We start from the raw sequence: 25,228 nt of genomic DNA, 5'->3' as shown, positions 1-25,228 counted from the left end.
CTTATATTTATTGAGTATGAAAATACTCAATTTCACTATAATCAAGTTGACGCTATGCCTCATTGCAGGTATAATCATTGCTTACCTATATGCCTTCTCAATTAATTTAAGCCTGATTTTAGCAATAACAGGACTTGTTCTACTTTTCTTTAGCTATGTCATTGCGAAAAAACAATTTCAGAAAACCATCTGGTTTGGATTATTAAGTTACCTAACCATGATATGTATTGGTATATCGACGGTGACACTTCATAATCCCATAAATTCCAAACACCATTACACCAAAACCCTCGACGAAGATTCCATACCTAAAACAACTTTTAGAATTCGGGAAGTATTAAAATCAAACCATTATTACGACAAATATATTGTCGATATTCTTGAACTAAACAACAATCAAGTTTCCGGAAAAATACTTTTGAATCTTCAGAAAGACAGTATCAACAACAAATTACATGTTGATGATATCTATATTACAAAAACAGAATTTAAAAATCTTCCTACTACTTTAAATCCCGGACAATTTAATTACAAAGCTTATCTACATAGGAAATACATCTATCATCAATTCACTGTAAACAATAATGAACTCCTAAAGGTTCAGTCAAAAAACAGGACCATATTTGGTTATGCCGATATACTCAGAAAACATATCAACATTAAGTTACAGGCATATCATTTTAAACCTGAAGAACTCGCCATAATAAACGCTTTATTTCTTGGACAAAAACAAAATATAAGCGAGGAAGTTTATAGTACTTATGCCAATGCAGGGGTCATTCATATTCTCGCTGTTTCAGGTTTGCATGTTGGAATTATTCTAATGATTTTAAACTTCATCTTAAAACCGATAGAGTATTTAAAATATGGTAATATCTATAAAACACTATTACTTCTTATTCTGCTATGGAGTTTTGCCATTACAGCAGGGTTGTCGGCTTCGGTAACCCGAGCAGTTACTATGTTTAGCGTTTTGGCGATTGCGATAAACTTAAAACGTCCTACCAACATTTACAATACACTAGCATTAAGCATGTTTATTATTCTATTATTTAAACCTTTATTCCTATTCGATGTCGGTTTTCAACTCAGTTATTTAGCGGTTCTTTCTATTGTTACAATCGATCCTCTGCTTTACAAAATTTGGACTCCAAAAAATAAAATTCTAAATTTTTACTGGCATACATTAACGGTTACCATTTCTGCTCAAATAGGTATTATTCCTATTAGCTTATATTACTTTCATCAGTTTCCCGGATTATTCTTTATTTCGAATTTAGTCATCATTCCCCTACTTGGGTTTATTCTTGGTTTTGGTATACTGATTATATTTTTAGCTCTTCTGAATGTACCATCAAGTATTTTCAACACTGGTTTTGGTTACCTTATATCCTTACTAAACCAATTCATTTCGTGGATTACCAGTCAGAATCAGTTTGTATTCAAAGACATTCCTATCAATATATTCCAAGTTTTTGCTTCCTATTTTCTAATTATTACCGGTATTTTACTTTACAAAACAAAAAGTTACCATTCTTTAAAACTATTTTTAGTCGGAATTATAGGATTACAAATGGCTTTCATTTATACATCACTACATATACCTCATCAAGAATTTGTTATTTTTCATAAAAGCAGGCATACTTTAACCGGAAATACTATTAATAACAAAACAATCTTTAGTACAGATATAGATAGTCTTAATTTATTTAAAAATATTATTAAAGATTATAAGGTCTCAAATCACATAAAAAAGGTTTCTACAGATTCTCTTAACCCTGTCTATATACTAAACGAAAAAAGACTAATTATTGTAGATAATATAGGCGCATATCATGTAAAATCTTTCCAACCCGATTATGTATTACTAATACAATCTCCTAAGATTAACTTAATTCGGCTGATAGATTCCATAAAACCCAAAACCATTATTGCCGATGGCAGCAACTATAAATCTTATGTAGAACAATGGAAAACGGTTTGCTTAAAACGAAAACTCCCCTTTCACTATACAGGTGAAAAGGGAGCCTTTACTATTTCATATTAAATGATATTTAGCTTTTAAATTCAGGTTTAAACGCCTTATAATAATCGTTAAATTTCTCCTGAGAATCCATGTCTTTATGATCATCATTTTTGAATAACTTCAAATACAACTCTAACTGATTAGGTTGTTGATAACCTCGAATAGGTGCAATTAAATCGCCTTTTTCATCCATAAAGATTATTGTTGGATAGGCACTCACCTGAAAGTATCTTGTTAATTCATGAGCCGAATTACGTCGACTGGCCAATTCTGGTTTATATCCGGGATTTGAAAACGTTTTGCCTTTATAACTCACCTGGTCATTGCCTTCTGCATTAAATTTAACAGCATAATAATTCTTATTTACATAATCGGCAACATCGGGATTATGAAAAGTATTTTTATCTAACATTTTACACGGACCGCACCAACTGGTATACACATCCATCATAATCTTTTTAGGGGTTTTCTTTTGAAGCTCTAAAGCCTGCTCCAAGCTTACCCATTTTATTTCCTGTGCTATACCGCTAACTGAAGTTAAAGTAGCTAACAGTAATATAAATCCTATTTTTTTCATAACCTTTAAGTATCAAAACCTATGCCTAACTTACAAAAAAAGCTCCGAACACGGAGCTTTTTAAATGTATTTAACCTTTATATTCGATTAACGCACACCATGCATTAATTTTTTCAATACTGGATTTAATGCCAGAATTAACAATCCTGCTACTACCGGTACAATAGTAAATATTAAGAAGAACGTAGATAAACTATACTCTTTGGTAATGTTTTCAATTTGTCCACCAACAACAGCTGCCAATTTATTTCCAATAGCAATGGCCAGATACCACATACCAAACATTAAAGCAATCATTCTTGCTGGCACTAACTTACTAACATATGATAATCCAACAGGCGATAAACATAACTCACCAAGCGTATGGAATAAATATGCTAAGATTAACCAGATCATACTCACTTTTACACCTTCCTGAATACCGTAAGCTCCAAACGCTAACAATCCAAAACCAACAGCCATGATAATTAAACCTAAAGCATATTTAGCTGCAGCTGAAGGATTGTATTTACTCTCCCACCATTTCGAGAAGAACGAAGCAAATACGATAATAAAGAATGAGTTTAAAATACTAAACCATGACACAGTAATTTCAGATACATCTGAAGTAAACTCTCTTACTAACATCCAGCCTACAATGGCCCACATACATAAGAAACATACCACCAATACAATATTTGAATACGGGATTTTTTTGAAAGTTTTCTTCCATAAATCGTATAAAACATAAGTGATGATACATAAAGGCACAATGGTTAATATAGCATTAAAGATATTAAATGTTGTTGCCGAATTTCCTGTTAATACACGGTCTACATTATCACGTGCAAATAACACTAATGAAGACGCTCCTTGCTCGAAAGATAACCAGAAAAATACCGTAAAGAATGCAAAAACAATAAAAGCAAGCATACGATCTCTAACAACTGCTGAATATCTAAAAATACGTCCGATAACCAATACCAGGAACAACACTAAAGCGATTAATACAGCCACATACTGTCCTTCAAGTGCTCCAACTTTAAACGCCGAAAACATATCAATTCCTGCAATTTTAGACATCGGGTCGTTAATAGCATAGCCCAAACCTACGATAGAGCATATAATAATTAACACTTTATCAACTAATGTAAATGGGTTTGGCTTTTCTTCTACCTCTTCCTCTTCTACTTTAGCTAAATGGTCGTCGCCATCAACTGTATCTTCTACAAGATGTTTACTTGATGGTTTCTTTCCTATTTGTCCAAATAAATTTCCTGAGAAAGCAAATTGAAGCGTTCCCAACAACATAAAGATTCCCGCAAGACCGAATCCGTAAGACCAGCCAATTTTTTCAGCTAAATAACCACAAAGCATCATTCCGAAGAACGCCCCGGCATTAACCCCCATATAGAAAATAGTATAAGCACCATCTTTCTTCTCTGGGTTTTTCTTGTACATTTCTGAAATGATAGATGTAATATTTGGTTTAAAGAATCCCGTACCAACAACTAACAAACCTAATCCAAAATATAAAGAGAATTCGGTTTCTACAGCCATTGAAGCGTGCCCTAAAGTCATGATAATGGCTCCAATGATTACCGCCCAGCGATAGCCTGTTAATTTATCGGCTACAATACCTCCAATAATTGGGGTAATGTATAAAAGCATGGCATATGTACCAAAAAGCGCTCCTGCATTTTCTGCAGACCAGCCCCACCCCGGGTTATCGCCAATAATAGAAAATGTTAAAAAGTTAACCAGTAACACGCGCATTCCGTAAAAGGAAAAACGCTCCCACATCTCGGTGAAAAATAATACGAACAACCCTGCAGGATGTCCTAAAACTTTGTCTTTAAAAAGATTTTCAATATCTGTCGTCATATATAATTAATGGTTGATTTAATTCTATTTTTTTTCTATTTTATTCTTCATGCATTTCACGCTCGTTGTCTTCTGCCCCGTGGGTTAAAGCTTCCAATTTATTTCTAAACAGCATAACAAGCATACCGAATATTAAACAGAATACAGCAATACCCGTAAAAATGGCATATTCCCCTAAACTTTCAGAAGCTTCTCCTAATAATCCAGCTACTTTATTACCAAAACCTGTCATAGCAAAATAAATACCCATCATTAATGATGCATATTTTACTGGTGCTAATTTCGTAATGTATGATAATGCCACAGGAGAAATACAAAGTTCTCCAATAGTATGGAACAAATAAGCTAACACTAACCAGTACATCGCTGAAGAACCAGCACTCTGATATTGCGCCGCAGCAGCCGTCATAAAGAAAAAGCCTGTTCCCATAATCATTAAACCAATAATCATTTTAAACAGTGATGAAGCTACTTTACCTTGTAATTTACGTTTTGCCCAATAGCCAGCAACAGTTGTTCCTAAGAAAATAATAAACATGGCATTTAACGACTGAAACCAAGATGCCGGCACTTCCCAACCTAGTAAATTTCTGTTGGTATTGTCCATCGCATAAATATTCATTAAACCTCCAGCCTGCTCAAAAGCACCCCAGAATACGATTACTAATAAAAACGAAATAAACAATACAACGACTCTATCCTTTTCAACTTTAGTAAGTGGTTGGTTCATTAATTCTTTGTCAGAAGAACTTTCAGAACCTCCTAAAAAGTTTCCAACGTGTTTTAAATGTTTTTGACCTGCAACATATTGAATAAGACCTAAAGCCATTCCAATACCAGCTAAACCAAATCCATAATGCCATCCGTATACTTCACCTACAAAGCCAACAATTAAACTGGCTAAAAAAGCTCCAACGTTAATCCCTATGTAGAAAATAGTAAAACCTTTATCACGTCTTACATCTCCTTGTCTGTAAAGCCCTCCAACCATTGTTGAAATATTTGGTTTTAACATCCCCACACCTGCAATGATTAATCCTAAACCTGTGTAAAAGGCCCACATCTGCTCAATAGCCAAAATACTGTGTCCTGCAACCAAAAGAATACCTCCATAAAGTACCGCTTTCTTTTGCCCAAGCATTTTATCGGCAATCCAACCACCAGGAATAGATGCTACATAAACCAACATGGTATACCATCCATATAAAGCTAAAGCCTCGCCGTTAGACCAACCTAAACCAGCATTAGCGCCCTGAGTTTCGGCTACTAAATACAATACCAAAATGGCACGCATTCCGTAGTAAGAGAATCTTTCCCACATTTCCGTAAAAAACAGTACATACAGTCCTATTGGATGTCCAAATAATTCTTTGTGTTTAGTTGTAGTAATTGCGTCTGACATATATTTTGTGTTAGTTATTTAAAAAACTAAGCTGTACGAATACAGCTTAGTTGATTTATTTTATTTTATCTCCTAAATTTTCGTTCAGGAAGTTAGTCATTTTTTTGAAAAGATGTAGCCTCGTTTTTCCACCATAAATACCATGGTTTTTATCCGGGTAAATCGCCCAATCGAATTGCTTATCTGCCTGCACCAAACTCTCTACCAATCTCATGGTATTCTGTACATGCACGTTATCATCTGCAGTTCCATGAACCAATAGAAAATCACCTTGTAATTTATTTACATGATTGATTGGTGAATTATCATCGTATCCACTTGCATTATCCTGAGGTAATCCGTTGTAACGCTCAGTATACACCGAATCGTAAAAACGCCAGCTTGTTACCGGAGCTACAGCAATCGCCATTTTAAAGACATCGCTCCCTTTAAACAAACAGTTACTACTCATAAAACCACCGTAACTCCATCCCCAGATTCCTATTCTGCTTTCATCAACGTATGGTAATGTTGCTAATTGCTTAGCTGCAGCAATCTGATCTTCAACTTCGTACTTTCCTAATTGCTCATAGGTCACTTTTTTAAAGGCCGCGCCTTTAAAACCGGTTCCGCGACCATCAACACAAGCGACAATATAACCTTCTTGTGCTAAATGCTGGTACCAGTAATCGTTATAAGAATTCCAAGTATTAGCTACTTGTTGAGAACCTGGTCCTGAATACTGAAACATTAAAACAGGGTATTCTTTATTAGCATTAAAATTGGCAGGCTTAATCATCCACATGTTTAAATCGTTCCCATTTACATTAATGGCACTGAATTCTTTTGTAGAAATGGTATACTCCGATAACTGTTCTAGAAGTGCTTTGTTATCTTTTATGTTTTTTACAACTTCTCCTGTCGATGCTTTGTTTAAAGTGTATACCGGAGGGGTTGTTGTATTTGAAAACGTATTAATGAAGTATGAGAAATCGGCACTAAAATCGGCGTTATTTGTTCCTTCTGTTTGCGATAAACGTTTTTTACTACGTCCGTTTAATTTAACAGAATAGACATCACGATTAATTGATCCGTTTTCTACTGACTGATAAAAGATTCTATCACTTTTCTCATCGTAACCATAGTAGGCGGTTACTTCCCAGTTTCCAGTAGTTACCTGATTGATTAAATCACCCTTTTTCGAATAGTGATAAATATGATTATATCCATCCTTTTCACTTGTCCATATAAAGCTATTATCCTTTAAAAAGGTTAAGTTGTCTGTAACATCAACATAAGCCTTATCGGTTTCAGCTAACACTAAAGACGATGTGTTTTTAGAAGCATCAATCAACCATAAATCCAATTCGTTTTGCTTTCTGTTTAAATAATGTGCACTTAAAACGTTCACATCGTTGGTCCATTTAATTCTTGGAATATAAAAATCGTTATACTCTTTACTTACCTTAACAGCTTCAATGGCTTTAGTAGATAAATCATATAAATGAAGTGACACTAAAGAATTCGCCTCTCCTGCTTTTGGGTATTTAAATACCTGCTGTGTTGGATACAGACTTTCGCCGTAAACATCCATGGAAAACTCAGGCACATTGGTTTCATCAAAACGGATGAACGCAATTTTTGTTCCATCGGCATTCCACTCAAAAGCACGAACAAAAGCAAACTCTTCTTCGTAAACCCAGTCGGTTATACCGTTTATAATTTTATTCTTAACACCATCTGTTGTTACTTGTGTAGTAGCTCCAGAAGATAAATCTTTAACATAAATATTATTGTTGTAAACATAGGCTATTTTCGAACCATCTGGTGAAAAGGTAGGTTCCTGAATACGTTCATCTGAAACCGAAATCACAGATTTGTCTGCAACATTATACACAAAGTAATTTCCTAAAACCGAATGACGATAAATAGACTCTTCATTTGTTGCTAAAAGCACTTTAGTTTCATCTGTACTAAATGTGTAATTTGTAAAGTAACTTATCTCCTGAATGTCTTTGGAATCGACAAGCGTTTTAACTTTTTCAAGCGTTTTATAATCGTAAATATCTACCGAAGTTGAACGTGTGCTTCTATCGAAGTTAAACACTGAATATTGCTGACCATTTGCCATAGAATGAAGCACGTCCATACGTTCTGTTCTAAACGTACCATCCCATATTTCTTCAAGGGTAATTTGCTTATTTTGAGCGGTTAAACTTGCTACGAATAGTACGCAAACATAAAACGAGAATTGTAGGTATTTCATTAAAAAAAATATTTATTTCGTAAACAGAGCCCAATTTTACTAAAAATAATATAAAACACCCTTTTTATTAACACTTTAATAACGTCTTTAAATAAAAAAATCGAGTTCAATATTGCATTTAAGTATAGTATCTTTGCGAAACCTATCGCGTTAAAATAAAATATAACGGGATAATAAATAGCAACCAAAAATTCAAGGTTCTCCTTGAAACAGTGATATCTCGATAATCGAGTAAACAAACAACTTATGAGTAAAACAATTGCCGGTTTTTCAAAACTATCAAAATCAAAGAAAATTGATTGGATGGTGGAAACCTATTTTTCAAATGCCGAACAAGCTAAAACGGTATTAAAACAGTATTGGAATACCAACGAAAAATTACAAACCTTACACGACGAGTTTATTGAAAATACCATTACCAATTATTATTTACCACTTGGTGTGGCGCCAAATTTTTTAATAAACGATACGCTGTACACCATACCCATGGCTATTGAAGAAAGTTCGGTAGTCGCTGCTGCGAGTAAAGCGGCAAAATTCTGGTTAGACCGCGGCGGATTCAAAACAACTGTGATTTCCACAACCAAAATCGGTCAGGTGCATTTTATTTACCACGGTAATGCCGAAACATTAAAAAGCTATTTCAATTTTATAAAACCGAAATTAATTACAGATGCCCAACCCATTACCAAAAATATGGAGAAACGTGGTGGCGGTATTTTAGATATTGAGCTACGCGATAAAACAAACGACATTGCTGGCTATTACCAGCTTCACGCTTCTTTTGAAACGCTGGATGCCATGGGTGCTAACTTCATCAATTCATGTTTAGAGCAATTTGCCAAAACATTTAAAAACGAAGCGCAGTCTTTTGAAGGTTTTACAGAAGCTGAAAAAGACATTCAAATTGTGATGAGTATTTTATCAAATTACGTTCCGGAGTGTTTAGTACGTGCTGAAGTGAGTTGTAAAGTTGAAGATTTAACGGAAAACGAAAATATTTCAGCCGAAGAGTTTGCTACTAAATTTATTCAGGCGGTTAATATTGCTGAAATTGAACCTTACCGCGCCGTAACCCACAACAAAGGTATTATGAACGGTATCGATGCTGTGGTTCTGGCTACAGGAAACGATTTCAGAGCCATTGAAGCCTGTGCGCATGCTTATGCTTCGCGCAAAGGAAAATACAGTAGTTTATCACACGCTAAAGTTGAAAATGGAATTTTCACCTTCTGGATTGAAATGCCTTTAGCTTTAGGAACAGTTGGGGGATTAACAGGCTTACACCCCTTAGTAAAATTATCTTTAGAATTACTATATCACCCGAGTGCTAAAGAACTTATGCAGATTGTTGCCGTTGCCGGATTAGCCCAAAATTTTGCAGCGCTGCGTTCATTAACTACGACAGGTATTCAACAAGGCCATATGAAAATGCATTTAATGAATATTCTAAATCAGTTTGAAGCCACTAATGATGAAAAACTAATTTTAACCGAACAGTTTAAAGACCAGACCGTTTCGCATAGTGCCGTAGTTGAAGCTATTGAAACCCTACGTTCTAAAAGCAACTAAATCATATATGCAGGAATTTTACAGCAACGGTAAACTTTTAATTTCTGGTGAATATGTCGTACTTGATGGCGCTAAAGCTTTGGCTTTACCCACTAAGTTTGGGCAATCTTTAACCATAATGCCAATAGACGAAACTAAACTCTTCTGGAAAAGTTACAATAATGATAAATCGTTATGGTTTGAAGGTACTTTTGATATTGAAAACGGAACACTAAAAGCGCATCAGGATAACGAAGTTTCAAACAGAATTGTTCAAATTTTGCAGACAGCGCAAACTTTAAACCCCGATTTTTTAAGTTCAAACCAAGGCTATAATATTTCAACAGCATTAACATTTCCTAAAAATTGGGGATTAGGTACATCATCAACCCTTATTAATAATATTGCTGATTGGGCAGAAGTAAATGCCTACGAGTTATTGAAAAACACCTTTGGTGGCAGTGGTTATGATATTGCCTGTGCGCAAAACAATTTACCAATCACGTTTCAAAGAACACAAAATGATATTGAAGTAAATGCTTTGAATTTCAATCCTGAATTTAAAGAGCATATTTATTTTGTGTATTTAAATGAAAAACAAAACAGCCGAGAGGGCATCGCTACGTACAACAGCAACAAATCGAATATCGAACCTGTTATTTCTGAAATTAATAAAATAACAGAACTACTTCTTAATTGTGAGTCTTTAACAACATTTGAAGACTTATTAACACAGCATGAAAGCATCATTTCAAAAGTCATCAAGCAACAAACTGTTAAAGACCGGTTATTTCCAGATTTTAACGGTGTTGTAAAAAGTCTTGGTGCCTGGGGAGGTGATTTTGTTTTAGTAGCAAGCGAAGATGATCCAACATCCTATTTTAAAACCAAAGGTTATCATACCATATTAAGATATCAGGATATGATTCTTTAAAACAAAAAGCGGAACTTTAGAAAGTTCCGCTTTTTGTTTTATTATTTAGCTTTTGGCTTCATTATATAGGAAGCGAGAAAACCAACCAGGAAAATGGCCATGGTGCCAAATACAATGGTTAAATAAGTATGGAATGAAGCACCGATGGTGTCCGGTCCGAATACACGTCCAGCAAACGTCATCCATAAGATGACTAAAATTCCGGCAATCATACCAATAATAGCTCCTTTAACATATTTAAATTTTGAGAACATCGCCAAAAGAAACAACCCTAACATACCTCCACTAAAGATGGATGACAATTTCCACCAGGCATCTAAGGCACTTTTTACATCAATCATAGCTATACCAATACCAACACCTATTAAACCAATAATGGCCGAAGAAAAATACAGCACACGCATATGCTGTTTATTTGATGCATTCTTATTAATATAACGGTTGTAATAATCGGTTAAAAACACCGTTGCCGAACTATTAAAACTTGTTGAAATGGTACTCATTCCTGCTGCAAAAATAGATGCAATCATTAAACCTGTTAATCCAGGAGGCAGTGCATTAACTATAAAATTAGGAAATACTCTATCAGCTTTCACTATATCCTGTAATTCCAAAGGAAGTGTTTCGGCTGAATGATAATACCCAAATAAAGCGGTTCCTATAAACAGAAACAACACAGAAATGGGCAAATAAATTAATCCACCAATTAATGCAGAACGTTGGGCTTCCTTATCAGACTTCAACACCATATAACGCTGTACATAATTCTGATCGATACCGTAATTCTGAAGATTAATAAACACCCCATAAATTAACACCACCCAAAACGTTGGCTCGGTGAAATCGAGTTTAAAACTTCCTAAACTAAATTTATCATATGCTGATCCAATTGAAAAAATCTGAGATGGACCTTCCGGCATGCTAAAAAGCATATAAATAATACATCCTAAGGCACCAACTATTAAAAGAATACCCTGAATAGCATCGGTCCATAAAACGGCTGTAATACCACCCAACATAGAATAAACAGCAACAATAATTCCGGTGAATAAAATAATGGTGGCAATATCCCAACCAATAATAGCATTTAGAGTTAATGCCAATAAATAAAGAATCGTCCCTACCCGCATGAGCTGCGTTAACAAATAACACAGTGACACATACAAGCGCGCCCAAGCACCGAATCGCTGTTCCATAAATGTATACGCCGATGGACTGTTGATTTTTCGATACAACGGCACAAAATATTTAACAGCGATTAGAGTTGCAATGGGTAATGACAAACTAAACACTAAAGCATTCCAATTAGATTGAAATGCATTACCCGGTAAAGCCAAATAACTTATGCTACTCACAAAAGTTGCAAAAATTGACATGGTAACCACCCATCCGGGTATATCTTTATTGCCGACTGTATAAGATTCAGGTGTTTTGTTTCTTTTAAAGAACGAACCCCCAAATAAGGCTATTCCTCCTATGTAAAGAAAAAACACAACAAGATCTATAGAATTCATTAATCTTTCTACATTTTAATTCAGTTGGCAAAAGTAATATCTTTTTAAGTTTAATCTGGTTAGAATTAAACTGTATCTTTTATTTTATAACAGGTTATCTATCTCTGCTTTAATTCTGTTAACACTTTCAACGACCTGAGTCATTTCTTTTTCTTCAAATGTATTGAACGGTGGCGCAATATACGGTTGGATTAGTCCTAATACCGATAAGGCCGATTTTAATCCTTTTAAATAACTGGATCCATAAGATCCAATAGTATAAATTTTTGTTGCCACATCCATGACTAAATTCTGTAACACCCGAATTCGATCGAAATCTCTGGCTATGGTTGCATTATACAATTCAACATACAACTTCGGAAACATGTTGGCCCCACCGTTAACACCTCCACTTCCGCCCATTAAAATGGTTTCGGAAGTAATTTCTTCCGGGCCTACTAATAATGAAAAATCTTCTTTATCTTTTAACACATAACACAATGACTGATAATACACTGTATTTGCAGAGCTATCTTTTAAGCCGATAATATTTGGGTGTTCGGCTAAACGTATTACTGTTCCGCGATCGATATTCACTTTGGTATGTGAAGGCATATTATATAAGAACAATGGCAGAGGTAACTGACTCGCCAAAGCCCAGTAATATTTATATAATTCCTCCTGACCCAAACCATAATAAAACGGTGGTGCAGCCACTACGGCAGTAGCCCCTGCACGATAGGCTACATCTGCTAAATGTAAACTCTCTTCAATTGACGTATCGGTAATACCAACAAAAACAGGAATTCTTCCATTTACAATTCTACAAGTTTCGTTAATAAGTAATTCTCTTGTTCGATAACTTAAACTTGTAGACTCTCCGGTTGTTCCCAAGATAAACACACCATGAACACCTCCTGCTATTAAATGTTCTAATAAACGATGAACACTTTCAACATCTAAAGACAGATTATCTGATAGCAAAGGGGTAACCATAGGCGGCACGATACCCTTAACAATAGTTTGATTGGTTCCTGAAGACATTAGTAATGTTAAATTTATTTGGTTTAGCTTAATTTACAACTAATCTGTGATTAATTACTTACCAATATTAACAATTTAACAACAAAACAATGTTATTATTAATCGATGGTCAATTTTATAAATTTAAAATTAAAGCATAAAAAAGCGGGACAATAACTTGTCCCGCTTTTTTATTTCTATGTTTAAGCTTCTTATTGAATCTGAGTTTCTACTCGGTTATCTTCAATATCAGCAGCTTCTTTTAATGCATTGTATAACTTAGATGTTACAACATTCATTTTTTGTTGTTCTACACGATTAGCAGCAGCCTGGTAATTTTCTAAAGCTACAGCTGGCTCTACCTTAGTAACCTGAATCATGTAAACACCATTGTTACCATCAATTAAATCTGAAGTATCACCTTCGTTTAATCCGAATGCAGCACCAACAACTATTGGCTCTCTACCAGCACCCGAAATGGTTGGATTTTTCATATTGATAGCAGAAGCTGTTCTAACTGATGTATTTTGGCTAGAAGCTAAATCGTCTAAGTTAGTTGCAGATACTTTATCTCTAAGCATTTCAGCCTTTTTCTCCTTACGAATAATTGGTAATACACTTGCAGTTGCTTCTTCAACAGACATTAATCCTTTTTCATGCTTAGCTACTAATTGAGCAAGTACATATCCGTTAGTAACAGAAAAACGTTTAATAGTCCCTACTCTAGTGCCTTCTTCGAAAGCCCAACGAACAATTTGTCTTTGGTTTCCAACACCTGGAATATTTTCGTCTAAAACTTTAATACCGTTTACTGGTCGTACTACAAACTTTTGAGCTTCGGCTTCAGCATCAAAATCTTTACCGTCTAATACTGCTAACTCAAAGCTTGAAGCATCTCTAAATACTTTATCAATTGTAGCTTCAGATGGCTCAATTCTTCTTGCAATTGTTCCAACCTGAACCGCTTTTTGTTTTTCTTTTAAACCTTCAATTTCGATAATGTGGTAACCGAATACGGTTTTAACAACACCTAAATCACCAACATTTCCTTCGAATTCGAAATCGTTGAATTCTGGAACCATGGTATTGTATGGATGCCAGTCGTAACGACCTTCGTTATCAACACTTCCTTTATCTGAAGAAAATTCAGTTACTAATTCTGAGAATTTAGAACGATCTCCTTTAATTACTGCTAATAAACTATCGGCAGTTGTTTTAGCCTGAGCATCAGTTTGAGTAACTTCTGCACCTGCCATTTGAGCTCCAATAAATGGAATTAAAATATGTCTTACTTTAGCAGAATCCGGAACTTGTTTAACAGCAACTACTTTAGAAATTTTGTAGTAACCGTTATCTTTATAAGGTCCGTAAATCTCACCTGCATTTAATTTAAAAATGCTATCTGCAATAGTTGAAGGAATGCTAGATTTAAATAAGAAACGATTATCGAATTTAATATCTGAATTTGAATTCACAAATCCTTCATCATCCGTTGTGCTTAAAAATCCTTTTACAGTTTCGTTAGCTTTAGTTGTACTGTTGTACTCTTCTTTATCTTTTAAAAGATCAACTAATTCCCCTTTAATTTCGTTTTCATCTTCAACAGATGCTACTTCATTAAACTGAACAAACTTAATATCTCTTGAAGCTTCTACTTCGTATTTCTTTTTGTTTTTGCTAATGTAGCTTGAAATATCAGATTTAGACACTTCAACCAAACTATCGGCAATCGAGCTGTAAGGTAACTGCACATATTTAATATCTACTTTGTTTCCTTCTAATTTATACTCTAATTCGCCTTCAGCTAAAGTACCTGTTAAACCCGCTTTAACCATGCTAAAGTAGTTTTGTTGTAAAGCATTTGACGAAACCGTTTTTTCATACTCTACCCACTGTGCATAACCTTCAGGAGACGTTTCTTTTAAGTTTGCGATATACTCGTTTAACTTATTTTCATCAAACAAGCCTGCTTCATTTAAAAACTCAGGGCTATTAGCCAAAGCTGTTTTTAAAATATCACGCATCTGATCTTTCTCTACAGTAATACCTAACTCTTCAAATTGAGTTTCTAATACTGCGGTTCTTACTTCTTGCTCCCAAACACGGTTCATAACCTGAGTACTGGTTGCGTTTGGACCTAATTGGCGCTGCGCGATTTCTACTTTTTGAAGAAAATCTTCTCGGGTAATCTCTCTTCCATTAATTGTCGCCACTACATTGTCGCTACCTGCAAAAGCACTTCCGCTTTTAAATAAATCTGCTAATACAAAAGAAAATAACGCCAGTGCTATGACTACTATTAAAAATAGGGAGCGTTGTCTAATCTTATTTAAAACTGCCATCTGTAATTAAAAATTTTAAAAAATCCTAGTTGGATTTAGCTTGTTAAGTTCTATATATGTGACTCTCGCACATACGTCGTGGGCGAAAATACTATTTTCTATTTAATAATAAAAGCCCTTAGATGCGATTTAATTAAACATTAATCCTCATCTAAAATTTTAAGCTGAATAAGGTCTATTTTGGTATTGGAAACTTCGATGATTGAAAACTGAAATTTATCGATTTTCACCACTTCGTCCTGTGCAGGAATTTCCTCGGTGTGATTAACAATTAAACCTCCTAAAGTCTCATAATTTTCACCTTCGGGAAGATTTAATTTGTAAGTCTCGTTAATATAATCAACTTCCAAACGTGCTGAAAACGTGTAAGTTTCATCATCAATCTTCTCCTCTATTAAGTCTACCGTATCGTGTTCATCTTCAATTTCTCCAAACAGCTCTTCAACAATATCTTCAACCGACATAATCCCTGAAGTTCCTCCATATTCATCAAGTACTACGGCTATACTTTTTCGCTTTTTAATAAGCACACTTAGTACATCTTTAATAAGTACTGTTTCCGGAACAAATTCTACTGGCAAGACCATGGCCTTGATATTTTTTGGTTTTTTGAACAATTCGAACGAATGCACATAACCAACAATGTCGTCTATAGTTTCTTTGTAAACCAAAATTTTAGTAAATCCGGTTTCGGTAAATAAACTGCTTAAATTTTTAAGAGAATCGTTAATTTCGATAGCCGTAATTTCGGTACGAGGCACCATAACCTCGCGGGCTTTAACTTCGGAAAATTCCAGAGCATTTTGAAAAATCTGAATTTCAGAATCGACTTCTTCATGCTCTTCAACCGATTCCATTTGCTCACTAATATAATTCCCCAGTTCTACTTTTGTAAACGCCAGCTGAATCTGGTCGCCTTCGGTTTTAAATACATGTTTTAATATGAAATCGGAAATCCAGATAACAAAATCGGATATAAAACTAAACAGGATATAAAACACATAAGCCGGAATGGCTAAGGTTTTAATTAAGGTGTTGGCGTAAATTTGAAAGAACACTTTCGGTAAAAATTCTGCCGTAATTAAAATAACCAATGTTGAAATTATAGTTTGCGTTAACAAACTAAAATCGTCTAACATGACATTTACAAAATTATATGGCGATGGCAGTAACGACTGAAACCATTCCACCAATAAATCGCCCATAAAAAACCCGTAAATAACCAAAGCTATATTGTTACCAATAAGCATGGTTGCAATAAACTTCGATGGTTTTGCGGTAAGCTTTTTTAAGACGTTGGAAAGCAAGCCTTCCTGCTTTTTCTCAATTTCAATGTGAATTTTGTTTGAAGACACATAAGCAATCTCCATTCCTGAGAAAAAAGCCGATAGTAATAATGAAACAATTATGATAACAACATAAATGCTCATCTATTTTCTGTTGTTTTTATTACTGTATTTATTTGCAAACTTCCTTCTGAAGAAAAAGATAAAAATCGCTAAACCAGCTAAGGCGAAAGACACATAGGCCCCATTACCTTTTCCTAATTTAGTTATACCATCGTAAAGGAATAACACAGCGAAAACCAGATATGCGTATTGAAAAATTTTAGAAAATGTCATAAAGTTATATTATATCTCCAATGCATCTTTTAGTAAAAACACACCGGAGTTTTTGTTAATTTTTATAATGTAAAGATAATTAAATTTGAAGTAAGCCGAATTTTAATTTCAGGAGATTAAAGAAAATCTAATCTTCTACAGTAATGATACCTGTTACTTCAAGTACCTCGGCATTTGTGAATTTGGAATTCGAATCGAAACCATTACCATTAATAATATCTACTTCAGAAGCAAAAGTTACAGGTTTATTGGTAAACAACCATTCTTTCTTTTGATCGTAATACAACTGATTGGTTTTTAACTCTCGATTATCAACCGTGGTAATAACCACATTCCCCTGTAAATCGATTAAATCCGTCTTACCGTAAACTATAGCATAATCGGCAACAACGGTACTTTTCTTATTGTTTTCGTCATACAAATACAAGGTAATACCATCTTGAAATTCATTAAATGGAAAATCACGATTACTATAATCCAGCATTTTTGCACTTAACAAATTGGCTGTTACACGACCAGAATCGGTATATTTTAAATTAATATGTTCCGCAACACCCATAGGTTCGTTTTCAGACATCCCTATTTGCTGCACTTCATTATAACTGTTGTTACATGAAAAAAACATAGTCACCGTAAATGCGGTGACTATGTATAATATTTTATTTAATTGTTTTGTACTCATTAAATATTTGGAACAGTTACAGAACCATTAATCCAACATCCGATGCTGATTACTTTTCCAGCACTACCAGAACTAAAGATTTCTGATTTCTGTGGTGCTTTAGCATTGTAACTTGCTACAGACTGCGCAGAAGCTTTCTTTAAAGTGGCATCTACATTTCCTGCTTTAGCTGCTTCCTGAGCTGCTAACCAGTAAACCGCTCTTTTGTTAAATGGTGTATCACCACAGCTATTAGCACTTGCAGCATACATAGCGGCAATAGCTAAATACGGACGACCATTAGATGGGTTTAATTTTAGAGCTTCACGGAAATAATTTCTTGCCTGACCAAAACTTCCAGACTTTTTAAATTTATCACCTACTCTATAATATAATTTAGATTTTTTGTAATTATCTGTTTCTAAATTAATAGCTTCTTGATAAAACTTAACAGCCTCACTTGATTTTCCTTCTTTATCCTTTAATACACCTAAGTAATAAGCAGAGTTAGCTGAAGGATTTAATTCGTGTTGTGCATTTACCAACTTAACAAATAACGGGCTATCTGTACAGTCTTTCTCGTACATTTTAGCTACAGCTCTACGCACCCAGGTTTCATTAGTTTTGTTAGCTTCAAAGTCTTTTTCATATAAAGGGATTAAGTTATCGCAGTTTGCACGATCACCTAATTTTTTATCCATAGCTCCAGCAACCTGATCGTAAGCTCCTAAATAACTTTCGTAATACTTTTTGTATTGAGCATCTTTTCCTGTTAAGGCTGTACCAGCTGCTTCTTCTTTTTCGATAAGTGGATTTAACTTCGCTGAGTAGTTTTCTACTTCACTGTCAATTTTCTCAGCAACATCATCATACTTATCAAATAACTCTCCTGCACTTTTCTTTTTAGCATCATATAAATCTACCATTAAAGAAAAGTAGGTATATAAACTTTTAGGGTTTGTAAACGTTGCTTTGTCTAATTTATAAGCAGCATCAAAACAGTTGTATAATTCCTCGTCTGTTTTGTTTAAAATTTCTCTGTTGTCATATTGTAACTGACACGCTTTTGCTGCATACTCTCCCTTTGGTGTTTTGCTTGGAAAATTTTCTGCACGTTGCTCATATAACAATACTAAATCGTTAATAAAAGCCGATTTTTCTGCCCCTTGAGCCTTTTCTATTTTAGCTTCCAAGATTTTTTCACCATCAATATAAATGGCATTATTAAACTTCGGGCATTTGTTTCTTACAGCCATCCAAGGCTCGTAAGCTGCATCATAATTTTTTGCCTTTACATATTCATGGAATATAGAAAGCTTAGTCATACATTCCTCATCCTGTTGTGCAAACCCAGTGAAGCCAACAAGTAATAAAGCAAATAAAAATGTAAATTTCGTCTTCATGTTTCTTAATTTTTCTCTTTTCTGTTAGTCATATTTCCTTTTCTGAAACCATCTATCGTTCAAAGATAAACTTAATTGGAAATTAATAAAATTCTCTTGTATTAAATTGCTGTTAGTTGTTCCTCTTTTACCCAGTTCTAGACCTAAGTTTGCATTAGAGAAAAATGTACCAACTGGTAATCCTACTCCAAAAGACATGCCAAACTCGTTTATAGACTCATCTTCAAACTGTAAACCTGTATTCTCAAAATGCATTCCGGCTCTATAGGTTACTCGTTTAAAGTAATGATTGAATGAATTATATTGTGGAATATAAAACCCTCCAATGGTATACTTTTTAGAATCTTCGTAAGTTGAAGCTGCTGTTCTGTATAGTGAATTTGAAAATTTACTAGAACTTAAAAATTCGGTTTCAATACCTACAAACCATTTTAAAGGCTGACCAATTCCAGCTCCAAACGATAATTTTGAAGGCATCGTTAAATCTGTATTTTTCAAACCGTCTTCCTCTAAATCTTCTTCTATAGTATCTACAACATATTCCTGTCCTGTACTAGACAAGGTAATGGTAGAATACGAGCGTTCGTTTTCTGATGCCAGATCACTCTGCGGTGTATAAGTCAAGGCTGAAACAAATTCCAGCTTCTCATTTAACATGGTCTTATAGTTCACCCCAAGGTTTACATTTAAACCACTTAAATCTGATCTGTTATTTTCTCTGGACTGATATTGCGTTGGAATATCATCATCATCATAATTATAAACTATTGTGCTGTTTTGAATGTTACCAAAGTTATATTGAACATCAACACCTACATTTAAACCTTTGGTTATTTGGTAACCTAAACCCATGAAGACTTTGTTTAAACCACCTTCACCTCTAAATCTATGAGAAACACCTTTATCACTCAAAGATTCTAATTTATAACCCACCGATGTATATGGCATCAAACCAAAACCTACACCAAATTTTCCCATTGGGATATTCATGGCTAAATAATCGAATGTTGTTGACGATGTTTTATCGCTACCCGAGTTACTTTTTAAGTTAATACTTGAATATGTACCCCCTACCGTATATTTAACAAGGCTGCTACCATCGTTAAGACCTTCAAAATTATTTCCGGCATACGACGCTGGGTTTCTTAAGTTAACATGTATACTATCTGAATAAATACTAAGGCCTCCCATGCTTCGATTTTCTACAGTACCTTTAAATTTTAAGCTACCAATACCGTAAAAAGAATATGGCGAGGCTGTTCCCTCTTGCCCGTAACTTTTAATTGCAATAACTGCAATAAAAATTAATACAAGTTTTTTAATCATTCGTTTGAATTAAATTGTAATATTTGATTTAAACCTTCTAAAAGAAAATTCAGGTTGACAAATATGGTACTTTTTAATTGTTTAGACAAGAAATTACAATCGCCCCCTGTTAAAATAACTGTTAAATCTGAATATTTTTCTTGATAATTAAGAATAATTCCTTCGATTTCATTTAAAACGCCATAAACAACTCCGGAATGTATTGAATTTATTGTTGAATCTCCTATGATACTTTCAGGCATCTCTGTATCTAATAACGGTAAATTAGCCGTTAAATTATTTAGAGACTTGTATCGCATTCTTAACCCTGGAGAAATGGCACCACCTAAATATTCATTTTCCGATGTAACAAAATCGTAAGTGATACAAGTACCTGCATCAATGATTAACGTATTCGTATTAGGAAATTCGGTTACTGCAGCACACACCAACCCGATACGGTCGACACCTAAAGTCTTAGGTGTTTGATACCGATTTGTGAATGGTAAATTGGCAGTACTGTCAATTACCAACAGATTAAACATGCTTTTTATCTCTTCAATTGTATCTGTTTCTAAATTACCGACAGAAGACACTATTGCCCGTTGTATATTTGTATAAGTACGCTTTAAATCTTTTAGAGCTTCTAGAATTATCGATAAATCAACAACCTGTTTCTCTATTAACCTATTTTCACCAAAAACAGCTAGTTTAACCAGCGTATTCCCCACATCTATTACTAAATTCATCTGTTTTATTAAAACCGTAAATTTACAAAACAAGAATTAATAAAATTTATTTTTTCATACACCTCTGATTATAAATCAGATAGCAAACAAACACATAAAAACCATATTTTTTTTCAGTTTTTTCTTGGTGAACATATAAAAAGATTATAAATTTGCAACCGCTTAACAGAGGTACCTTAGCTCAGTTGGTAGAGCAAAGGACTGAAAATCCTTGTGTCCCTGGTTCGATTCCTGGAGGTACCACTACAAAAATCCTGAAACATGTGTTTCGGGATTTTTTGTTTTTATAGGTTAACTTTTTATCTAGATAGGTAATTTATCTAAATTATGAATCCCTCAGATATCAGAAAAAATAAAGAGATATCAACCCGTTGAAGTCCTTTTATCATCTAAAGGCAAGAGTGTACACAAACAACGAGTATGCCCTAAGAAGTTAAAAGTATTTATAATGGTCTATATTTATTTCCACCAACATCCCTGATTTACAACACAAACGACAATCGTAAAGTTTAAACTAATAAAAACTACAATATCTTTTCACTTTTCTTTTGGTGAAAAGTGAAAAACCATCTATATTTGCCACCTCTTAAAAGAGGTACCTTAGCTCAGTTGGTAGAGCAAAGGACTGAAAATCCTTGTGTCCCTGGTTCGATTCCTGGAGGTACCACTACAAAAATCCCGAAACATAGTTTCGGGATTTTTTTGTTTTTATAGGTTAACTTACAATGCTTAAAACCACATTGGATGATTAGTTTTAAATTTGAATAGGTGTTATATCTAAATAAACGCTTTTAACAAAAAGAAGCTCAGCAATCTGTTCTGGGTTCAAGGACAAATTATCTTAAGATCAACTCAGACAAATAATTTAAGTTAGACGAATTTACCTTAATTAAAAAATTACTTCCTTGAACTAATTTCCGAATTAAAAATCTTAAAAACGCATAAAATTAATCTTCTGAGACGATCTTAGTTATGACTATAAATTCTCCTTAGAATCTCTCACAATCATTTCTATTACCAATAACTAGAACTTCACCTTAACATACTAGATTTAGCCTTATGATTGAATAACTAGTCAATTAATTTCAAGTACTCTACTGGAACTTCTAACAACTCTTGATAACACCAACTATTAGGACAATCATTATTTAATTCTGAGTGCTCTGCTATTCTAATGATTACCGTACCATCTCCATTATCTGTTCCTGTGTAAACTTCACCGATTGCAAAAGAACGTTCTGTTATCCCTATCACACCACCTACCATTACTTGTGCAGAATACTCTACTATAAACTCGAACCTCTCTTTCGACGTTTCGCTATCGGAACTACATGAGTTAAAAACTAAAGAAATAACAACCAGAAATATAAACCTTTTCATTACCTATTTTTTACCAATAGATACAAAATTCCTACAAAAATTAAGTTTAGAATCTAATTTTATTTAACTTTTATATTCAACTAAACTTAAAAGTCATGTTTAAGCAGGAAGAAATAATCGCTAAGACAATTACAGTGTTCACAAAATAATATTTATTAAGCTTTATAATTTAGAACATTATCAAATCATGATGGTGTAACGCCTACCGAAATACCAATAAATAATTCCTATAAAGTCTAATGATTCAGTTTATTTGAGACTACAAAATCATTAGAACTAAACCAAAATGAAGAAGTATAAAACAAAAAAATCCCCAACAAATTAATGTTGAGGATTTCCAAAAAAGGCAACGACCTACTCTCCCACAAATGGCAGTACCATCGGCGCTAACGGGCTTAACTTCTCTGTTCGGAATGGTAAGAGGTGAGCCCCGTCGCTATAATCACCTTAAATTTTAGGTTGGTGTAACTTACATCAACCGCGCATCACGCGCTAATATTTTAACATATTGAAAAAAGAACCATATCGGTTAGATACTATTTAAAAAATCTGTACTCTTAAAAAAAACAGGCGTACAATAAGCCTATGGGTTATTAGTACTACTCGGCTATGACATTACTGCCTTTACACCTGTAGCCTATCAACGTGGTCATCTCCCACGACCCTTTAAAGAAATCTCATCTTGTGGTGGGTTTCGCGCTTATATGCTTTCAGCGCTTATCCCTTCCCAACGTAGCTACTCTGCAATGCCGCTGGCGCGACAACAGATACACCAGAGGTTAGTCCAACTCGGTCCTCTCGTACTAGAGTCAGATCCACTCAAATTTCTAACGCCCACTGTAGATAGAGACCGAACTGTCTCACGACGTTCTGAACCCAGCTCGCGTGCCACTTTAATGGGCGAACAGCCCAACCCTTGGGACCTTCTCCAGCCCCAGGATGTGACGAGCCGACATCGAGGTGCCAAACCCCCCCGTCGATATGAGCTCTTGGGGGAGATCAGCCTGTTATCCCCGGCGTACCTTTTATCCTTTGAGCGATGGCCCTTCCATGCGGAACCACCGGATCACTATGCTCTTGTTTCCAACCTGATCGACTTGTAGGTCTCTCAGTCAAGCACCCTTATGCCATTGCACTCTACGCACGGTTACCAAGCGTGCTGAGGGTACCTTTAGAAGCCTCCGTTACTCTTTTGGAGGCGACCACCCCAGTCAAACTACCCACCAAGCACTGTCCCCTCGTCGAGGGTTAGACTCTAGATAAGCAAAGGGTGGTATTTCAACAATGACTCCCCGAATCCTGGCGAACCCGGTTCAAAGTCTCCCACCTATCCTACACATTACTTATCCAAAACCAATACTAAGCTATAGTAAAGGTGCACGGGGTCTTTTCGTCCCACAGCGGGTAATCGGCATCTTCACCGATACTACAATTTCACCGAGCTCATGGCTGAGACAGTGTCCAGATCGTTGCACCATTCGTGCAGGTCGGAACTTACCCGACAAGGAATTTCGCTACCTTAGGACCGTTATAGTTACGGCCGCCGTTTACTGGGGCTTCATTTAAGACCTTCGGATTACTCCTAAGCCCTCCACTTAACCTTCCAGCACCGGGCAGGTGTCAGGCCATATACGTCATCTTTCAATTTAGCATAGCCCTGTGTTTTTGATAAACAGTCGCCTGGACCTTTTCACTGCGGCCCCACCGGAGTGGGGCGACCCTTCTCCCGAAGTTACGGGTCTATTTTGCCTAATTCCTTAGCCATGAATCTCTCGAGCTCCTTAGAATACTCATCCCAACTACCTGTGTCGGTTTAGGGTACGGGCTGCTTCTCTCGCTTTTCTTGGAAGTCGCTACTCTGGATTATCACTGCAGCCGAAGCCTTAGTGTACTATCGCGGTGTTACCACTCGCTTCAACGAACTATTCCGTCAGTTCGCACCAAATTTACGCCTCCGTCACTTTTAATAAGAGCAGGTACAGGAATATTAACCTGTTGTCCATCCACTACCCCTTTCGGGTTCGCGTTAGGTCCCGACTAACCCTCAGCTGATTAGCATAGCTGAGGAAACCTTAGTTTTTCGGAGTGCGGGTTTCTCGCCCGCATTATCGTTACTTATGCCTACATTTTCTTTTCTAACCAGTCCAGCATGACTCACATCACACCTTCAACCCTGTTAGAATGCTCCCCTACCAGTTATAATAAATTATAAATCCATAGCTTCGGTAGTATACTTATGCCCGATTATTATCCATGCCGAACCGCTCGACTAGTGAGCTGTTACGCACTCTTTAAATGAATGGCTGCTTCCAAGCCAACATCCTAGCTGTCAAAGCAGTTCAACCGCGTTTTTTCAACTTAGCATACATTTGGGGACCTTAGCTGATGGTCTGGGTTCTTTCCCTCTCGGACATGGACCTTAGCACCCATGCCCTCACTGCTGATAAACATTTTATAGCATTCGGAGTTTGTCAGGAATTGGTAGGCGGTGAAGCCCCCGCATCCAATCAGTAGCTCTACCTCTATAAAACTATTAATCAACGCTGCACCTAAATGCATTTCGGGGAGTACGAGCTATTTCCGAGTTTGATTGGCCTTTCACCCCTACCCACAGGTCATCCGAAGACTTTTCAACGTCAACCGGTTCGGTCC

At 35.4% G+C, this 25,228-nt stretch carries 17 protein-coding genes, 2 tRNA genes and 2 rRNA genes (1 of these 21 running past the window's edge); 5 read left to right on the top strand and 16 right to left on the bottom strand.

The window, feature by feature from the left end:
- Positions 1-16: 16 nt before the first annotated feature.
- A complete protein-coding gene (locus R1X58_RS09405) occupies positions 17-2,047 on the top strand; it encodes a ComEC/Rec2 family competence protein (protein WP_240574660.1) in 2,031 nt (676 codons plus the stop codon).
- A gap of 7 nt (positions 2,048-2,054) precedes the next feature.
- Here the strand turns inward: R1X58_RS09405 and R1X58_RS09400 are convergent, their stop codons facing one another.
- The 4 genes from R1X58_RS09400 to R1X58_RS09385 form a co-directional block, all read right to left on the bottom strand.
- Positions 2,055-2,603 carry a thioredoxin family protein gene (locus tag R1X58_RS09400; protein ID WP_240574659.1) on the bottom strand — a complete coding sequence of 183 codons (549 nt, stop codon included), beginning with the start codon at positions 2,601-2,603 and terminating at the stop codon, positions 2,055-2,057.
- 87 nt (positions 2,604-2,690) lie between these two features.
- Positions 2,691-4,466: a peptide MFS transporter gene (locus tag R1X58_RS09395; RefSeq protein ID WP_240574658.1), complete on the bottom strand. Its 1,776-nt coding sequence runs from the start codon at positions 4,464-4,466 to the stop codon at positions 2,691-2,693.
- A 40-nt stretch (positions 4,467-4,506) separates the two neighbouring features.
- A complete protein-coding gene (locus tag R1X58_RS09390) occupies positions 4,507-5,868 on the bottom strand; it encodes a peptide MFS transporter (RefSeq protein WP_240574657.1) in 1,362 nt (453 codons plus the stop codon).
- A gap of 55 nt (positions 5,869-5,923) precedes the next feature.
- Positions 5,924-8,113, bottom strand: coding sequence for a S9 family peptidase (locus R1X58_RS09385; RefSeq protein ID WP_240574656.1), 2,190 nt, complete (start codon positions 8,111-8,113; stop codon positions 5,924-5,926).
- A 246-nt stretch (positions 8,114-8,359) separates the two neighbouring features.
- Between R1X58_RS09385 and R1X58_RS09380 the strand changes: the two genes are divergently transcribed.
- Positions 8,360-9,685, top strand: coding sequence for a hydroxymethylglutaryl-CoA reductase, degradative (locus R1X58_RS09380; protein ID WP_240574655.1), 1,326 nt, complete (start codon positions 8,360-8,362; stop codon positions 9,683-9,685).
- A 7-nt stretch (positions 9,686-9,692) separates the two neighbouring features.
- The gene (locus R1X58_RS09375; RefSeq protein WP_240574654.1) at positions 9,693-10,598 is read left to right on the top strand and encodes a GYDIA family GHMP kinase; all 906 of its coding nucleotides are present in this window, start codon (positions 9,693-9,695) and stop codon (positions 10,596-10,598) included.
- 41 nt (positions 10,599-10,639) lie between these two features.
- Here R1X58_RS09375 and R1X58_RS09370 read toward each other — a convergent pair whose 3' ends face one another.
- The 9 genes from R1X58_RS09370 to R1X58_RS09330 all read right to left on the bottom strand — a co-directional run bounded on the left by R1X58_RS09370 (position 10,640) and on the right by R1X58_RS09330 (position 21,196).
- The gene (locus R1X58_RS09370; RefSeq protein WP_240574653.1) at positions 10,640-12,112 is read right to left on the bottom strand and encodes a sodium:solute symporter; all 1,473 of its coding nucleotides are present in this window, start codon (positions 12,110-12,112) and stop codon (positions 10,640-10,642) included.
- 84 nt (positions 12,113-12,196) lie between these two features.
- The gene (locus R1X58_RS09365) at positions 12,197-13,135 is read right to left on the bottom strand and encodes a dihydrodipicolinate synthase family protein (protein WP_240574652.1); all 939 of its coding nucleotides are present in this window, start codon (positions 13,133-13,135) and stop codon (positions 12,197-12,199) included.
- 191 nt (positions 13,136-13,326) lie between these two features.
- On the bottom strand, positions 13,327-15,456 hold the full coding sequence (locus R1X58_RS09360) for a SurA N-terminal domain-containing protein (RefSeq protein ID WP_240574651.1): 2,130 nt from the start codon (positions 15,454-15,456) through the stop codon (positions 13,327-13,329).
- Between the two features lie 140 nt (positions 15,457-15,596).
- Positions 15,597-16,886, bottom strand: a complete 1,290-nt coding sequence (locus R1X58_RS09355; protein ID WP_240574650.1) for a hemolysin family protein — start codon at positions 16,884-16,886, stop codon at positions 15,597-15,599.
- On the bottom strand, positions 16,887-17,078 hold the full coding sequence (locus R1X58_RS09350; RefSeq protein WP_240574649.1) for a hypothetical protein: 192 nt from the start codon (positions 17,076-17,078) through the stop codon (positions 16,887-16,889). It abuts the gene before it with no gap.
- 127 nt (positions 17,079-17,205) lie between these two features.
- Positions 17,206-17,760 carry an LPS export ABC transporter periplasmic protein LptC gene (gene lptC, locus R1X58_RS09345; protein WP_240574648.1) on the bottom strand — a complete coding sequence of 185 codons (555 nt, stop codon included), beginning with the start codon at positions 17,758-17,760 and terminating at the stop codon, positions 17,206-17,208.
- Positions 17,760-19,142, bottom strand: a complete 1,383-nt coding sequence (locus R1X58_RS09340) for a hypothetical protein (protein WP_240574647.1) — start codon at positions 19,140-19,142, stop codon at positions 17,760-17,762. The genes lptC and R1X58_RS09340 overlap by 1 nt, the downstream gene beginning before the upstream one ends.
- A gap of 24 nt (positions 19,143-19,166) precedes the next feature.
- Positions 19,167-20,468: a hypothetical protein gene (locus R1X58_RS09335; protein WP_240574646.1), complete on the bottom strand. Its 1,302-nt coding sequence runs from the start codon at positions 20,466-20,468 to the stop codon at positions 19,167-19,169.
- Positions 20,465-21,196, bottom strand: coding sequence for a type III pantothenate kinase (locus R1X58_RS09330; RefSeq protein WP_240574645.1), 732 nt, complete (start codon positions 21,194-21,196; stop codon positions 20,465-20,467). The genes R1X58_RS09335 and R1X58_RS09330 overlap by 4 nt, the downstream gene beginning before the upstream one ends.
- Before the next feature lie 170 nt (positions 21,197-21,366).
- On the opposite strand from R1X58_RS09330, the gene R1X58_RS09325 reads away from it, so the two are divergent.
- Positions 21,367-21,439 (top strand) — tRNA-Phe (locus tag R1X58_RS09325).
- Between the two features lie 351 nt (positions 21,440-21,790).
- Positions 21,791-21,863: transfer RNA gene (locus R1X58_RS09320), tRNA-Phe, on the top strand.
- A 404-nt stretch (positions 21,864-22,267) separates the two neighbouring features.
- Here R1X58_RS09320 and R1X58_RS09315 read toward each other — a convergent pair.
- The 3 genes from R1X58_RS09315 to R1X58_RS09305 form a co-directional block, all read right to left on the bottom strand.
- On the bottom strand, positions 22,268-22,450 hold the full coding sequence (locus R1X58_RS09315; protein ID WP_240574644.1) for a hypothetical protein: 183 nt from the start codon (positions 22,448-22,450) through the stop codon (positions 22,268-22,270).
- Between the two features lie 467 nt (positions 22,451-22,917).
- Positions 22,918-23,026: ribosomal RNA gene (rrf, locus tag R1X58_RS09310) — 5S ribosomal RNA — on the bottom strand.
- A gap of 123 nt (positions 23,027-23,149) precedes the next feature.
- Positions 23,150-25,228 (bottom strand): 23S ribosomal RNA (locus R1X58_RS09305) (it continues 751 nt past the right edge of the window).

This window comes from Aestuariibaculum lutulentum (assembly GCF_032926325.1).
Taxonomy (GTDB): Bacteria; Bacteroidota; Bacteroidia; order Flavobacteriales; family Flavobacteriaceae; genus Aestuariibaculum; species Aestuariibaculum lutulentum.
Note: the sequence above shows the minus strand (reverse complement) of the source record. Positions and strands in the feature narration are given on the sequence as shown.